Consider the following 15,701-nt stretch of genomic DNA (forward strand, 5'->3'; position numbering starts at 1 on the left):
TAAGTATTCCTATGCCGTCAAAAGCTGGCGTGACAACTGGGAAGAGCTCACGGTGTTCTATGAGTTCCCTCTGGAGATCAGGAAGATTATCTATACCACAAACCTTATCGAGAACCTGAACGGGAAAATAAGAAAGTACACCAAGAACAAACTTTCTTTCCCAACAGACGATGCCGTAATGAAATCCGTATATTTGTCTGTACGCGAAGCAACCAAAAAATGGACAATGCCTATCAGGAACTGGGGCATCATTTTAAATCAGTTCCTAACGATCTATGAAAAAAGGGTCAGACTTTAAAAAGTCTAACCCCTGTTATTTTAAACTTACACACTTAGCGGGATAGTGTCTTGAGTTATTTAGTTAGTGATTAGAGGTTAATTCAATCACCAATCAAAAATCGTAAATCGTATTTATATACTGAATTGGCCATGCACCTCTGGGGTGTTATCATAGCGCGCAACACACTGGTTATATATTTCTATAGCTTCTTCAGCATTACCCCAGCCACCCACGTCTACACGTTTTTTCTCTAAATCTTTATACACTTTAAAGAAGTGTTCAATCTCCTTTATTAAATGAGGGTTCAAATCTTCAAGGTCGTTTAATTGGTTCCAAACTGGGTCTGAAACAGGCACACAAATAATCTTTTCATCCTGTCCTTTTTCGTCTGCCATGTGGAATACACCAATAGCTTTCACTTCCATCACACACATTGGGAAAGTAGGCTCATGACCCAACACCAATACATCTAGCGGATCCCCATCTTTAGCATACGTTTCTGGAATAAAACCATAATCGGCAGGATACATCATACTGCTAAACAGCATACGGTCAAAGCGGATTTTTTTTAATTTAAAGTCGTATTCGTATTTATTACGGCTGCCTTTAGGGATTTCTATAAGTACGTCGAAAGTCTTGTTCATAATCTTTGCTGTAAATTATTTTTGAGCGTGCAAAAGTAGACAATTTTAGGCGTTAAACGAAGAAAAAGTGAGTTACATTACAACAGTAATGACTTCTAAAAACGAGGTTACAAAAGACTGTTAAAGAATAGAATGAATATAAATTACTGGTTTTATTTGATTTTTGAAGCAAACGAGCTTATTTTAGTAATCCAATTATTTTGAATGAAGTTAGCATACAAAAGAACTTTATTGGCTGCTGTGTTTCTTAGCGGCGGAATATTGATATCTACCTCTTGTCGTAGCACCCAAACTACCGCCTGTATCGATGAGTCGAAGATAAGTATGGGGCCTTGCACTATGGAGTACGATCCTGTTTGCGGCTGCGACGGCAAGACCTACTCAAATCCCTGCGCTGCTGAGCGATCGGGAGTTACTAAGTGGGTTAAAGGAGGTTGCGAAGGAGAAAAAGCAGAATCTTAAGTTTATTTCACCCAGACCTGTCCCAGACTTGACCCGGACTTAACCCGGACCTACATGGGGGTATTGTAGCTTCATCAATGGGATATATATGGCTTTATGCGCCGCCACGAATTGCACTAACATACACGAATTTATCCTTTCCTGAAAACGATGGCACACAAAGGGTGCTTAGATTTAACGAAGGGAATAGACTTGGATTTAAGGTGTAGCCACGAATTACACTAATACACACGAATCCACTCTTTTCTGAAAATGATGGCGCATAAAGGGTGCTTTAGACTTCACGATCGAAATAGACTTTCAGTCTGTTTTTAAGTTCTAACAATATTAGTAAAAATCGTTTAATCAAATGTTTATACATACAAACGAGATACAGGAAATCAGCTTTAAGCACAAGTAGTTTGATGAATGTAAGACTACTCAAGTGCTAACTAAAAGAATGCGCTCGTCATATTTTGTCATATATCTATTATAGGTTTTTTAACGGATAAGGTTTGTTTTTTCAATATTGTTAGAGGTTGGAGGTTAGAGGTTAGAGGTTAGAGGTTAATATGTGAAGATTTAAAATCAGATTGCATTTTAATGTTATGGTTTTATTTCTAGACAAGATGAAAAGAAGGGGCGTCATTAAGCTAAATAGCCTAAAGTTTTTATTGGTCTGACTTTAATAGGATGATCTAAATTTTAATCAAATAACAGTGATAGTTTAACTAGGCTCTAGGACGTTTCGATCGAGACTTTCTAGGGCTACAAAACAATTTATTATGGCACGAATTAAGAATGATTTTTTAAAGCTCAGCGGGAGCATGGGCGGGATTACTTTTAGTCAAGACGACAGAGGTACAATTGCAAAAAAGCAGTCGGAAGGACCGGAAACACTAAGCGAAGGCACACTAAACAGTAACGAAGAAATGGGTGGCGCAAGCAAGGCGGTAAAAGCATTTCGATTAGCTCTTAACTCAAAAAAACGTGGGTATGAGGATCGCTATTTTATGGGAAGACTTAGCGGTAAGGTTCGGATGATCGTAGGTTTGGGGGATGGCACTCCTGGACAACGGAAATTGGATTTTCGTAAAAACGGGGACTTGCTTGAAGTCTTTGAATTTTTTGAAGTGAGACCTTTGGTATATAGCGTTGGAGGGATTAAAGATAAACCAAGGTTTAGCGAGGATAGAACTGAAGTTTGTTGGATCTCCCCTACGCTAATTCCCAAGAAACAAATAACTGCACCCGAAGAAGCAACGCATATTAAGTTTATTCTTGGGGCGGGGACTGTGAGTAATTATAAATATGATGTGAAAAAGAAAGGATATACCCCAATAGAACCTAAGTTTAAAAACCTCGGGGACTTTGTGGAAAGCAAACCATTTGCATTAAAGCAAAAGACGATTGCTCCTGTTGATCTTCGGATAAAATTAGAGGCTGGGGGTGCTTTGCCGGAGGAGATAGCGGTGATAACAATGGTTGGAGTATCGTTTATGAAGGAGGTGAATGGAGAGCTATTGGCGATGAAGGATGTTGGAGCGATGCGGATTTTGGGGGTTGGGTGATTTGCGTGGGGATGGGATGGATAATTGGAGGATTGGGATTGGAGGATTGGGATTGGAGGATTGGGATTGGAGATTAAATTTTGGATTGGGAATTAAATTTTGGATTGGGACAGGTCGCGACCTGTCCGTACGGGGATGGGATGGATAATTTGCATGGGAAGGGACAGCTCGCGAGCTGTCCGTACGGGGATTTATAAGATAAGAGAGCTCACGCGTTGTATATGCATTTTGCATTTAGTGAGTGCCGAGGCCTCACCTTGCGGGTGTACAAGCACCCTCGGGGATAAAGTTCAAATTGCAGGTTTCGGGTTTCAGGTTTCAGGTTTCAGGTTTCTTTGGGTTTTTAGTCTATAATAAGTTCTATGCCGGCTTTTTGGGCTTTGTATTTTATTTTTTCCATTAATTCATAATAGCTCCAGTTTCGCAATACGAATTCTTCTTCTTTGGCGATGCCTATTTTCTCTTCTTGGTTCAAAAGGACTAGCGTTCCTGCCTGTTGTTTTACGCAGAAGTCGATTAGCTTTCTGCTGTACACATGTAGGCGGGTATTGACATAATTGCTTTCTTTTTCATAAAAACTGTCCACTGCTTTTAGCTTTCTTTTGGTGCCTTTGCCAGAGCGGGAAAAGGTGGCGCCGCTTTGGGCCCTTTTCCGGGCTGCCTGTATGGCGAGCCTTCGGTGTAGGAATTCTTCCTTATTGCCAATGGTGAGCCTGGTCTTATTGGCTTTTACCACAATAGGAAATTCCAATGAGAGGGATGCCTCGGCGATTACTTCAGGCCTTAGGGTGTGGTTTTCCTTCTCTATTTCAAAGACCGCTAGCCAAAATATCTTTCCCTCTTTTAATTTTATATGGGAGGTGCGGATGCTGGTCTCTCCTGCTATTGCCCTTTCCAACAGCTTTCGCTTGTCGGTGAAATCCCTGCCCAGATAGATTCGGAAGGGAATTTTGAACAATCGAAAGCAAAAGGCTTTCTTTTCCACGTTGTAGTGCAGGCAGTGGATACACTCATCAGGGGCAAATGGGAATGCCATATCTCTCCTAAAGTTTTTTACGGACCGCTCCCCTTTCCAGTATCCATGCTTCTCCTTGTTGAATGATAGGAGAAGAGCACGGTTGAGGTTGGAGAGGATGTTGGTGGGGATTTCGCCTTTGAAACGGTCTGATACCAAACGATAAGTTGTATTGTTTCGCGATTGTTTTAGAATGCCTAGCGGATCTTTTTTCTCGTCGGTTAGTTTGTATTGCACTTTTTCGGAGAGGTATAGGAACTCTTGTATTATTTCCTGTATATAATGATGAGAGACAATCAGGTTTGCCGCACGATAAGCACGGTTCTGCCAGCGATAGAGTTTTTCGAAAGCTTCGTTGCGCTCCTCCCCTTCTGGCAGGTCTACGATGAGCTGGAGTTTTCGGGTGAGTTTTAGGGTGGAGGGGGGCATAATGGGTTTTGGTTATTTGTTATTGGTTATTGGTTATTAGCATTTTTTGGGTTTCGGGTTGCAGGTTTGATGTTGCAGGTTGTGGGTTTTGGGTTTGTTACTATGTCGGTTGAGTTTGTTGGTGGTGTTTTTGTTGTATGAGTTTGTATGCTGTTATAAATTCTCGATGGATTTCCTTTTGGGGGCGGTTGAGGGTTTGGGCTATGTCGGCGAAGGAGTATTTATTTTCACAGCGCAGTTTTAGTATTTCCGCCTGTTCGGGGGTCATTGCACCTTGTAGCTTGATGGTGGCAGGCTTCTGTTCGCTGTTTAACGTTCCGCCTTGGCACACAATGATCTTAAGGGCGGCAATGGCTTTTTTCACTTTGTTGCTGGTGTCTGTAACACTGCTACCCATGGCTTGGGCAATGGCTTTGTAACGGAAGCCATATTTTAGACAAAGCTCGATTAGGTGTTTTCCCTCGGCGTCCAAGAGAGGTAGTACGCTTTGTATGAGCTCAAAGTGCTGTTGTTCCTCTGCCTGTAACCTTTGGGTCTCGGTATCGCTTAAAGAATCGTAGCCCGCCATATATTCCTGGTAATTATCAAAACTATCGAGGGAGCGAATTTTTCTATTGAAGTCGTTTCTGGGACGGGTGTAATAGGAGATACATTCCCTTTTCATTACAAAAAGGAGAAAGAAAAGGATGTGTTCCGGCCGTTCGATGCGGTCTCGGTTCACCCAAAGTTTTAAAAAGGTGTCCTGCATCAGGCATTCCACCACAAATTCGTCGCGAAGGAAGTACCTGCCCAACCCAAAGATACGCCTCTGGTACTCATCATAAATGGCGGTAAGGGAGTTGGGACAGCCTTGTTTTAGTTGTATGAAAGTATTGGATTTCATAGGACACTATTTTGATTTACACTCCTTTTCTATTATATTTTCTATCTTACTTGTAAATCTTGCATAATCCTTTTTAATTTTATCTGCGAAACAGGGAGATCGCTCTCCTTTGAGACAGTACCTAACATATCGTGGCGATATCTTATACTTCTTGGCAAGCGCCTTGACAAGGGTTGCATTATAAGTTTGCTTCATTTTAGCTATATTTACAAATTAAATAATCTGTTCACATTTACTGAACAGTTTTACATACTGACAATCAAATATATAAACGTTTTGTTTATTGTGCAAATTTTATACACAAATATTTTATTATTATGGATAAGGCCATAATGCTAGATAAGATTAAAGACTACTACAGCTTTAAAACTGACGTAGACTTTGCCAAGTTTTTAGGAATTACACCACAGGTATATTCAAACTGGAAGAGCAGAAACTCTTTTGATGCGGAGTTACTATATAATAAATGCCCTGAACTCAATCCTTCTTGGCTTTTGTGTGGAAAGGAGCCAATGATGAGTGATGAGGAAAAAGAGCTTCAAGTTAATGAAGCTAAAAGTCCATACATTCTACGAAAAAAATTAGCTTATTTGGAGGATGAATTAAGGGTGCTTGGGCAGGCGGATAAAATAATGAGTGAATCTGGCAGCCAGATTAAAAAGGCTATTGAACTCTTAACTAATCAACTTCAACTTACTGAAAAGGAGCTGGAAGATACATTGAAAGAAAAGAAATAATTCATACTTCTCTGAAGTGTTACCGTATAAATTTAGGTGTCATTTTATGATTTGATTTGAGAGAAGGAGAAATGCCTATCGTGCTCTTCATAAAAAACATTTGCAATACGCATCAAACTAAATTCACACATTCACATACCTATCAACCAGTTTAAAATAATCTTTGTTTTATTCATTACCAATTTATTTCTATATTTGGTATTCTCCCCTATTAAAATGCTCGCTGTTACGGTTATCCGTAATTCTTGTACTATCATTTGATTTATATTTACATAAAATTATAAAAGTGAATAGAACATAAGTTTCTTTACTCTTTTACGCTAAAGCAAAGGATGATTGCGCTTATTGTTTTAAGCCTAAAGATAAATGGTTGCATCGCTATGTCAGGAGCGGTGGCAGTGGTAAATGTCGTTGGGGTTGCGTTTTTTTTAGGAATGTGAACGGGAAGTTGCTGGAGGTGATTTTAGCATCTATTGTCTCAAAATATAGAGGAACTGAAAACATATAAAGAAAATTATATAACTTTAATTAACCGTCAAGAATGAAACCATATTTCAAGGGAACAATATAACGTTATCATAGTACTAATGGAAAAATAAAGTTTAATTTGCCAATAAAGATTTTATATTTTAGCATATTATTCTAAAAATTCTAATATTTAAACCTAAATTACAGGTATGCTGTAATTTGGAGCTTTGAACACCAATGATATAAATAGTTGTCATAATTAATTTTATTAATCATTCTCGCCGATTTTAAATGAAAGAAATAATCGCAAACACACAAAATCAAAGTAAGTTAAAAGCAGTAGATTTCTTCTGTTCTGGAGGAGGTATGAGCTATGGTATACAGGAAGCAGGAATACAAATTCTTGCAGGGATTGATTTTGATGAAAATTGCAAAGAAACGTACGAAGCAAATATTAAGGGTGCTGAATTTATCCACGCTGATGTTTTTGATCTAAAGGAGAAAGAACTCGAAAGTCGACTTTCTTTAAAGAAAAACGATGACAGTCTTGTTTTAATTGGTTGCAGTCCGTGTCAGTTTTGGAGTATTATAAATACCACAAAAGAGAAGTCAAAAAAGTCTAAGAATCTCTTAATTGAATTTCATCGTTTTGTATCATATTTCAATCCTGGTTATGTGATTGTAGAAAATGTGCCAGGCGTTTTAAGAAAAAAGGAAGAAAGTGGTCTTAATGAATTTATTGTCTGGTTAGAAAAAAAAGGTTATAAAGTTCATTTTGAAGTTCATGAGGTAAGTAATTATGGCGTACCGCAGCATAGAAAAAGATTTACACTAATAGCAAATAGGATTTCCCAAATTGAATTGAAACCTCTTGCTGTAGAAGGAAAGAAAATAACAGTTAGGGACGTTTTAGGTGAAAAGAATGGTTTTCCAAAAATCACTCAAGGCCATAAAGACAATACAGAATTTATGCATACTGTTGCTGGACTGAATGCACTTAATTTAGAAAGACTAAGCCTAACCCCCAAAGATGGTGGAACTAGAATGGCTTATGTAAATGATGAACGATTGGCACCTCCATGTCATTATAGGAAAACTGACGGGTTTAAAGATATTTACGGTAGAATGTGGTGGGATAAGCCATCGCCAACGATAACAACAAAATTTTTTAGTTTCTCTAATGGACGTTTTGGACACCCAGAAGAAAATAGAGCTATATCTATCAGAGAAGGTGCTGTTTTACAGTCCTTTCCTAAAACGTATAAATTTAAAGGAACCAGTGTAGCTGGCATTGCCCGGATGATCGGTAACGCTGTACCTCCAAAATATGCAATTGCTATAGGTAAAGCTATAATTCAAAATCACAAAAATGCAATTTAGAACCAAAGCAAGAGCAGTAGATTTACTAGGAAAAGGGCAAATTGCAGATTTACCGACTGCCATCACAGAATTGTGGAAAAATGGTTACGATGCGTATGCTGATAACCTGAAAGCTGAACTATTTAAAAAAGGATACAACGGACTTACAAAATCATATTTTACCATTTCGGATGACGGAAAAGGAATGTCCAATTCTGATATTTTGGATAAATGGTTGGTTTTAGGAACGGATTCAAAATCAAGAGCTGAAACTGATATTGAGTCGGAAGACACATTATGGAAAAGGCCACGCATTAAAGCTGGTGAAAAAGGAATAGGTCGTTTATCTGTTGCTTATTTAGGAAATCCGATGCTTATGCTTACAAAGAAAATTGGCTATCCTTTACAAGCGTTGTTCTTTGACTGGAGGTTATTAGAAAATTATAATTTGTTTCTTGACGACATTAATATTCCATTAAAATCTGTAGAGAAGCTAAATACATTAGAATCTATTTTTGCAGATTTGAAGAACGAGTTTTTATTAAATTTCGAAAAAGAAACCGATTTGGATAATAAGCCGATTTGGGAGGGAAAACAAATTGAGCTAAAATCTGAAATTGTTACAAATACGAAGGAAGCATTATTAGAAGCCCCAGTTCTAGATAAAATCTTTTCCTTTTTTAATTCTGATGATTCCCACGGGACATTATTTTTAACATTTAATCCCATAAATCAAATTCTAGAACTTGCAGAAAATGATAATGATGGATTGGAAGATAGAAAATTTGTTATTTCAAGTTTAACAGGTTTTACTAATCCATTCAAGGATATAAAAATTGATGTATCTACAATTTTCAATATAAATAAGGGAATAGAAACCTACGATTTATTAAATTCCAGAGGGAATTTCTTCACCAAATCCGACTTTGATTTAGCAGATGTTTATATAAAAGGAGAATTCAACGGCAATGGAACATTCGAAGGAAAAATTAGAATTTACAACGAAATAATAGATTATTCATATACCAATCCGAGAAAAAAAGATAAAAGATCTTTTTACGGCGCTATACCACTTGAATTAGGTTATTCACAAGGAGAAGAGAAATCTTCAAGTTTAACTGAAAGTCAGTTCGCAGGTTTATTTAACAAAGTTCGAGAATATGGCGGATTATACATTTTTAGAGACAATTTTAGAGTATTGCCATATGGTCGGGAAAATGCGGATTTTTTAAATTTCGAGCAAAGACGATCTAAAAGAGCGGGTACGTATTATTTTTCTTATAGAAGAATGTATGGTTATTTAGATATTACAAGGGAAAGAAATGAACATCTTAAAGATAAATCAAGTCGAGAAGGGTTAATAAATAATGCTCAATACAGAGCCTTTACAAATGATGCTATTAATTTCTTTGTTACACTAGCACAAGATTATTTTGGAACAGAAGCAAAGCAATCAATATTTTTAGATAAAAAGAAAGAATTAAATGATCAGCACGAGGCACTAAAAGCTGATAAAGCTAGAGAAAAAGCAGAAAAAATAGCATTTACAAAATCGTTGAATGCTTATCCTCAGAAACTCGATGAACATCAAAATAAATATAGAGATTTACTGAATATTTTAGATGAAAAGCTGAATAATATTAATGTTACCTATTCCGAAGTAGAAAGTATTTTAGACGAACTTCAAAAAATGGATTTGGACTTTAAAGCTTTGATACCAAAAGTCCCTAAGCACTATAAGCCAACTGAAACACAAAAAGAGCGATTATATAAATTTGAAGATAAGCTGAATAATTATTTTGAGCTTATAAAACCCAAAAGAGATGAACTAAATAAGAAAGCTCAAGATAAATTAGAGATCCGAGATTTAAAGATTGACTTTTCAAAGAAATACAATGGTTACATTTTTTCATTGGAAAAGGCTCTTAATGAAAACAGACAACAGCTTGATGAAAAGTTCACATCTTTATCAAAAGAATATAGAGAACGATCTAAACGACTAATAAATTCACTCTCTGAAAATAAAGAAAGGGTAATAAATGAAATCTTTTCCAAAGAACAAGTGAATCAATTCACTAACGAGATTGAAATGCAATATAATAGTTTATTTGTAGAAGCGGAAAGAAAATTATTTCCGTTAGTGAATCATATAAAAAGATTGAAGTTTGAAATTAATCAAGAAGAAGTAGAAGGCGCTTACAAAGCACAATATGACCAAATGAAGTATCAGTGGGAACAAACGAGAGATACAGCACAATTGGGTATTGCAGTAGAAATAATTGATCACGAATTTAATCAGCTATATGCAAAAATCAATAATCAATTAGGAGTATTGGGTAATAATGAGGTTGTCAATTCGATTAAAGAGTTTCGCTTCCTTGAAAAGAACTTTAAGCAATTAGAAGATAAATATGCCTTATTATCTCCGTTATATCGTATTTCAGGAGCGCTGATTAAAGATATTTCTTGTAATAAAATTTTCAATTATTTGTTGGAATTTTTTGAAAATCAAATATTAGAATACAATATTTATTTTGATGTATCAGACAATTTCAGAAATCATATTATCAATATTAAAGAACCAGTTATCCATACTGTTTTTATAAATATTATTAATAACGCTATTTATTGGTTACGTAATAAAGAACAACGTGTTATAAAGCTTGATTATCTAATAGATACACAAGAAATAATTATAGCTAATTCTGGAGAAAAAATACCTGACTATAGATTGGATAAAATTTTTGATTTGTTTTATTCACAACGCCCTAATGGAAGAGGTATTGGACTTTATTTATCGAAGCAAAGTTTAAATGAAGCAGGTTTGGATATTTATGCAACAAATGATGTAAAATACAATTCTTTAAAAGGAGCTTGTTTTGTGATCAACAAAAAAGTTAATTAATATGGCATATATAAATATCGCAAAAGAGATTTTAAAAGAAAATATAAAATCAGCAATTTATATCGATGAAAACGCTCGTGAATTTAATCAAGATGTTGCTGCTTTGATTGGTGCTGATGAAGAAATATTGTCTTTAGAATTATATTCAAAGTTTAGAAGTGCAGGAGTCTCTTTAGAATCAGTTAAATATGCTATTGGCTATGAAAACGATGATAACTGGGTAAATTATTGCTTAGATAATAGAGATTTAATTCTACTAGATTGGCACTTGGATGGACAATCTGGAGAAATACAGAGTTTAATAATCTTGGATAAGATAATTAATACACCTAATATTCACTTTTGCGTGATTTATACAAGTGAAGAATACTTGGACGGTGTTTTCAAAAGAATTTTGACCAATTATTCAAGTTTAACCAAGGAGGTTTATTCTGAATATAAAGAATATACCGAATCCATCTTTGGCGAAGGTTTTGATTTCAGTGAATTTCATAAAATTAGTATGGGTCGTAATGATGCCGATATAAAAAAGGAAATTGGTCCATTGTTGAAAAAATATAAAACGCAAATAGAAGAATTTAAAAAGGCTGCTTCTTTAGATGACATTATATGTGCAATATGCAAAATATCCAACGTTAATCTGGACACTTTTCACGAAGAACTTAATCATCCGTTACCTTGTCCTAATATAATAAAACAAGACAAATTTTTATTAGAAATTAATAATACAATAATTACTATATTCAAGAAAAAGGAGAATGATCCTAAAAATTTGCTTGATAATTTTTTTGATCATATTATTAATGATATTGATAGTTACAACCAACTTTTGGCTATTGACTTTTTTAACAGAATCTTTAAAATCGGTATCATTAATAAGGATAACAAGATAAATTTTAGTAAAGAAGCTTTACTTGAACACAGAAACAGATTAAAGAATGAAGGCTTAGATAGTTTTTATGAAGAATTTGTTAAAGAGTTACTTCTTGAAAAAATGAATTTATCATTAAGAAATACAAAATCTGCTCTTTTGTCTGATGAAATATTTGAGGAACTATATAACCCAGCAATAAAAGCTAAAAACGAAGATAGTCATAGAATGAATGTGTTTTATAATTCATTCATTCTTAATAAAAAAGACAGCTATATAAATTTTGGAGATGTTTTTAATTTTGAAGATGCAGATAAAGCTGATAAGTATTTAATATGCTTGACTCCTTTGTGCGATTGTCTCAGACCTCAGGAAAAAATTAAACGCAATTATTTTTTTGCAGAGGGTGAACATATAAATTTAGAAGAAGCTCTCAAACTGGGTGACACAGCATTTGTAAGTTTTTTACCTAACGGTAAAGTTGTGAGGTGGACGGATGCACCACAAGAACCTTCTAAATATGTCCCAATATATGTAAAGCCTTTACAATATAAGGTTTTAGATGGAAAAGATTTAATTAATGAAAATGGAGTAATTGATTTGTATTATTTAAATAAAGAGGGAGAACGTAAAAGTAGACCAGTAAAATACATTACTACTATTCGTGAAAATTATTGTCAAAGAATAGCAAATCATGCATTTTCATATCCATTGAGAGTTGGTGTTGATTTTGTAAAAATATAGTGTTATGGTGGTTGATTTTACTAGAAAAGAAATAATTAACGCAATTAAGCAGATAGACGATAATCCTAAAATAAAAACTGGCCGCCATTCTTCTACATACGACCTCATATATAACAAAAAAAAAATATCCTCCTATTTTGGTTTTGTCATTAGCAAATGAGGCAAAGATGAAGAGGAAACTCACTCTAGAAGATTTCGGCAATAATGTTGAAATACCATTTAAAATTCTTCGTGATCATGATTTTGAAATTAAAAACAAATCGGTAGTGGAAAATCATAACAACAAAGAACAATTCAAAAAATGGGTTCTAGATAATTTAACTGAAAAGTCTGGTGCTGGCCCTGCATACATTACATCTATAGAATGGTTATCCAATCGTTTTTATGAGAACGGTAAGATTTCAAAAAAATCGATTTTTGAAATCGAAGATGTCGAATTGATTACAGAGCTTCATTCCGAAGTTAAAAATATTCAAAGAGATAAAACATCATACATATATAATAAAGATGCCCCATCCTATGGTGAAAGATATTTTTATTCCGCTAGTTTAAGTAAATATAAAGAGTTTCTTTTAACGAAAAATAATACTCAACTTCAAGAACAGGAGATTGCAGGAATTGCAGTAACAAATAAAAAATTTAAATTGAATTCATTTTCCGAGCAATTAGATCATTCTGGGTTAGTTTATTCAAGGCAACTTATTACTCGCTTTACAAGTTCATTACTAACAAAACCCTTTGTAATTCTAACAGGTCTTTCTGGTTCTGGGAAGACCAAATTAGCTCAAGCCTTTGTGCAATGGATTTGTCAAGATGACAATCAGTATCGCATAGTCCCTGTAGGGGCAGATTGGACGAATCGTGAACCATTATTAGGTTATCCAAATGCTTTGAATCCTAAAGAATATGTGAAACCAGAAAACAAAGTGCTAGATTTAATGATAAAAGCTCAATCTAATCCTGAGCTACCATTTTTCCTGATTCTTGACGAAATGAACTTAAGTCATGTGGAACGTTATTTTGCAGATTTCTTGAGTGTAATGGAATCTAATGAAGAAATTCCGCTACATGCAGAAGACAAGGTTGAAAATGGAGTCCCATCTAACATTAAGCTACCTTCTAATTTATTTATAATTGGCACAGTAAATATAGATGAAACCACCAATATGTTTAGTCCAAAAGTATTGGATAGAGCCAATACGATTGAGTTTAGAGTCAATGACACGGAAATGGAGTCATTTTTAAACACTATGCAAGAACTAAACATGGAAGCTTTGTATCAGAAAGGAGCCACTATGGCACAAGATTTTTTAAAGCTTTCATATAATAAATCATTTGCCACAGAAGATGTTGATGATATAAACGAAACACTGCTAATGTTCTTTGGGGAGCTTAAGAAAACAGGAGCTGAATTTGGATATAGAACTGCATCTGAAATTATGAGGCTAATTCATCAATTACACGTATTAGACAATAGTATGTCTACTGATGATAAAATAGATATTGTCATCATGCAAAAGCTTTTACCAAAATTGCATGGTTCACGAAGAAAGCTTTGCCCAGTTTTAGAAACTTTGGGCGGTTTCTGTGTCAATAATAAAGAGAACATTGTGAAAAATATTTTTGGAAAAGACGATTTCGATTTTTCAAACAAAGAGGAGGTTCTTTATCCATTGTCATTAGAAAAAATATCAAGAATGTATAATGGAGCTATAGATAATGGATTTACAAGTTTTGCTGAAGCTTAGTAAATGACGGAATCACAAAACATAGAAATTAACCTTGATGTAGTAAAAGAAGGCTTAAAGCTTTGGATAGATGCCCGAAAAGGAGGGACTCTATTTGACGCTGAAAGATCAGCTGCAGAATATAACGAAGCTCGTTTCCAATTACGTGAAGGTTGTTTTTATGACTATTAAATAAATGATGAAAATTATTACCTAGCAGATGTAGGCGAAAACATTATTCAGCAACATCGTCGGGATCAAAATCTTGGTACGCTAGCTCCTAACATCTTCGTAGGCACATTAGAAATTCCACTTTTTAGAACAGGTGAAGAAGAACCGTGTCAAATAATAAAACTAGAAGTTCAGTCTGTAAAGTCAGATTATAGAGAGGATTATAGGGACATGCTTGAGCTTATTACAGAAAAATGTACAGACCTGTTATTACAAGCCAATTCTCCCGTATCCCATCATTTTGACATTGATTTTGAAAAAGACAGCCAAAGTCTTTATCAAAAATTTGCCTTTATAAAATCTGTCATTTCCTCAGATGAATTTCATGATGCTATAAATAGAATTGTCACTTCTCCTGTCACCGTTTGGGCCGAGTCCTCAGAGCTTAAGGATATTAGAAGTGTTAGAAAGTTTGCGAATAGTAGCCTTAAAGAATTGGTTAAAGGAAGTAATAGAACCAAATTACCTCCAAAACACTACTTAGAAAAGTATGGATTGAAAACAATTCCTGAGCGTATTACGAGTGTTCGGAAGATAGATTCGGTTGATACGCCTGAGAATCGTTTTATTAAACACGCTTTAGAAACGTTCTTAAAGTTTTGCAACGACATAAACAAAGCTTCAAAAAAAGATTCTAAGTTAGACAATGAATCAAAAACATTAAGTAGAGAGTTAGAATCTCATTTACATCACATTATTTTCCAGGAAATATCAAGACCTACAACCTTAAAGCTCAATAGTCCAGTTCTCCAACGAAAAGAAGGATATAGAGAAGTTTTAAGAGTTTGGTTAATGTTTGAGCTAGCAGCAAAGTTAGTATGGAAAGGAGGGGAAGATGTTTATGGTGCAGGCAAAAAAGATGTTGCCAACCTATATGAATATTGGTTATTTTTTAAATTACTAGACCTTTTCCAATCTATATTTGATATAGAACCTAAGCACATTTCAGAACTAATTGAAACCTCTGATAACGGATTAAATATTCGCGTTAAACAAGGAAAATTCACTGCCCTGAATGGAGTTTATGAATCAGAAAATAGGAATTTGAATATTAGGTTTGTAAGCTTCCCTTTAAACCGAACTGTTTAAAAGTAGAATAATTATCTTAATTTTAAACAGTATTATGAGACGAAGTAAATTTTCACCACAACAGATTGCAAAGATTTTAAAAGAGTTCGACAATGGAAAGAGTGTCGACCAGATCAGTCGTGAGCATGGGGTCAGCCCCGCCACTTTCTATAAGTGGCGTTCTAGATATGCTGGAATGAACTCCAAGGAGCTCAAGCGCCTCAAGGAGCTAGAGGAAGAGAATCGCAAGCTCAAGCAGATGTATGCCACTCTGGCCCTTGACCACCAGATGGCCAAGGAGATCATCGAAAAAAAGCTTTAAAGCCCT

13 protein-coding genes and 1 pseudogene are annotated in these 15,701 nt (G+C 35.1%); 11 read left to right on the forward strand and 3 right to left on the reverse strand.

What is annotated here, in order from left to right; translation table 11 throughout:
* Window positions 1-298: transposase (locus tag BLW28_RS14915; protein WP_143036913.1), on the forward strand; the 298-nt coding region annotated here is incomplete at its 5' end.
* A gap of 113 nt (window positions 299-411) precedes the next feature.
* On the opposite strand, the gene BLW28_RS14920 is transcribed toward BLW28_RS14915, so the two are convergent.
* Window positions 412-924, reverse strand: a complete 513-nt coding sequence (locus BLW28_RS14920; RefSeq protein ID WP_073222064.1) for an inorganic diphosphatase — start codon at window positions 922-924, stop codon at window positions 412-414.
* A 204-nt stretch (window positions 925-1,128) separates the two neighbouring features.
* On the opposite strand from BLW28_RS14920, the gene BLW28_RS14925 reads away from it, so the two are divergent.
* On the forward strand, window positions 1,129-1,386 hold the full coding sequence (locus BLW28_RS14925; protein WP_073222061.1) for a Kazal-type serine protease inhibitor domain-containing protein: 258 nt from the start codon (window positions 1,129-1,131) through the stop codon (window positions 1,384-1,386).
* Window positions 1,387-2,150: 764 nt separating this feature from the next.
* Window positions 2,151-2,936 carry a hypothetical protein gene (locus BLW28_RS14930; protein ID WP_073222058.1) on the forward strand — a complete coding sequence of 262 codons (786 nt, stop codon included), beginning with the start codon at window positions 2,151-2,153 and terminating at the stop codon, window positions 2,934-2,936.
* Between the two features lie 343 nt (window positions 2,937-3,279).
* Here BLW28_RS14930 and BLW28_RS14935 read toward each other — a convergent pair whose 3' ends face one another.
* Window positions 3,280-4,380, reverse strand: a complete 1,101-nt coding sequence (locus tag BLW28_RS14935; RefSeq protein WP_073222053.1) for a hypothetical protein — start codon at window positions 4,378-4,380, stop codon at window positions 3,280-3,282.
* Between the two features lie 100 nt (window positions 4,381-4,480).
* Entirely contained in the window at window positions 4,481-5,263 is a 783-nt protein-coding gene (locus BLW28_RS14940; protein ID WP_073222051.1) for an RNA polymerase sigma factor, read from the reverse strand.
* 317 nt (window positions 5,264-5,580) lie between these two features.
* Between BLW28_RS14940 and BLW28_RS14950 the strand changes: the two genes are divergently transcribed.
* From BLW28_RS14950 to BLW28_RS14980, 8 genes and pseudogenes are all read left to right on the forward strand, one after another.
* On the forward strand, window positions 5,581-6,000 hold the full coding sequence (locus tag BLW28_RS14950) for a helix-turn-helix domain-containing protein (protein WP_073222043.1): 420 nt from the start codon (window positions 5,581-5,583) through the stop codon (window positions 5,998-6,000).
* A 759-nt stretch (window positions 6,001-6,759) separates the two neighbouring features.
* Complete coding sequence (locus BLW28_RS14955) at window positions 6,760-7,848, forward strand: DNA cytosine methyltransferase (protein ID WP_073222040.1); 1,089 nt, start codon at window positions 6,760-6,762, stop codon at window positions 7,846-7,848.
* On the forward strand, window positions 7,838-10,732 hold the full coding sequence (locus tag BLW28_RS14960; protein WP_073222037.1) for an ATP-binding protein: 2,895 nt from the start codon (window positions 7,838-7,840) through the stop codon (window positions 10,730-10,732). Before BLW28_RS14955 ends, BLW28_RS14960 begins: the two co-directional genes overlap by 11 nt.
* Before the next feature lies 1 nt (window position 10,733).
* On the forward strand, window positions 10,734-12,347 hold the full coding sequence (locus tag BLW28_RS14965; protein ID WP_073222034.1) for a response regulator receiver domain: 1,614 nt from the start codon (window positions 10,734-10,736) through the stop codon (window positions 12,345-12,347).
* 167 nt (window positions 12,348-12,514) lie between these two features.
* On the forward strand, window positions 12,515-14,095 hold the full coding sequence (locus tag BLW28_RS14970) for an McrB family protein (RefSeq protein WP_073222031.1): 1,581 nt from the start codon (window positions 12,515-12,517) through the stop codon (window positions 14,093-14,095).
* A 3-nt stretch (window positions 14,096-14,098) separates the two neighbouring features.
* Entirely contained in the window at window positions 14,099-14,266 is a 168-nt protein-coding gene (locus BLW28_RS15840; protein ID WP_159431792.1) for a hypothetical protein, read from the forward strand.
* Between the two features lie 45 nt (window positions 14,267-14,311).
* On the forward strand, window positions 14,312-15,394 hold the full coding sequence (locus BLW28_RS14975; protein WP_262481131.1) for a DUF2357 domain-containing protein: 1,083 nt from the start codon (window positions 14,312-14,314) through the stop codon (window positions 15,392-15,394).
* Window positions 15,395-15,428: 34 nt separating this feature from the next.
* Window positions 15,429-15,689, forward strand: a pseudogene (locus BLW28_RS14980) (transposase); the annotation flags it as partial.
* Between the last annotated feature and the right edge of the window lie 12 nt (window positions 15,690-15,701).

The organism is Aequorivita viscosa, assembly GCF_900106795.1.
GTDB lineage: Bacteria > Bacteroidota > Bacteroidia > Flavobacteriales > Flavobacteriaceae > Aequorivita > Aequorivita viscosa.

Excerpts from the sequence above, each read along its gene's own strand:
- BLW28_RS14920 (WP_073222064.1), bottom strand. The coding sequence starts at position 924 with ATGAACAAGACTTTCGACGTACTTATAGAAATCCCTAAAGGCAGCCGT.
- BLW28_RS14950 (WP_073222043.1), top strand. The coding sequence starts at position 5,581 with ATGGATAAGGCCATAATGCTAGATAAGATTAAAGACTACTACAGCTTT.
- BLW28_RS15840 (WP_159431792.1), top strand. The coding sequence starts at position 14,099 with ATGACGGAATCACAAAACATAGAAATTAACCTTGATGTAGTAAAAGAA.
- BLW28_RS14965 (WP_073222034.1), top strand. The coding sequence starts at position 10,734 with ATGGCATATATAAATATCGCAAAAGAGATTTTAAAAGAAAATATAAAA.
- BLW28_RS14935 (WP_073222053.1), bottom strand. The coding sequence starts at position 4,380 with ATGCCCCCCTCCACCCTAAAACTCACCCGAAAACTCCAGCTCATCGTA.
- BLW28_RS14960 (WP_073222037.1), top strand. The coding sequence starts at position 7,838 with ATGCAATTTAGAACCAAAGCAAGAGCAGTAGATTTACTAGGAAAAGGG.
- BLW28_RS14925 (WP_073222061.1), top strand. The coding sequence starts at position 1,129 with ATGAAGTTAGCATACAAAAGAACTTTATTGGCTGCTGTGTTTCTTAGC.
- BLW28_RS14930 (WP_073222058.1), top strand. The coding sequence starts at position 2,151 with ATGGCACGAATTAAGAATGATTTTTTAAAGCTCAGCGGGAGCATGGGC.
- BLW28_RS14955 (WP_073222040.1), top strand. The coding sequence starts at position 6,760 with ATGAAAGAAATAATCGCAAACACACAAAATCAAAGTAAGTTAAAAGCA.
- BLW28_RS14940 (WP_073222051.1), bottom strand. The coding sequence starts at position 5,263 with ATGAAATCCAATACTTTCATACAACTAAAACAAGGCTGTCCCAACTCC.
- BLW28_RS14970 (WP_073222031.1), top strand. The coding sequence starts at position 12,515 with ATGAAGAGGAAACTCACTCTAGAAGATTTCGGCAATAATGTTGAAATA.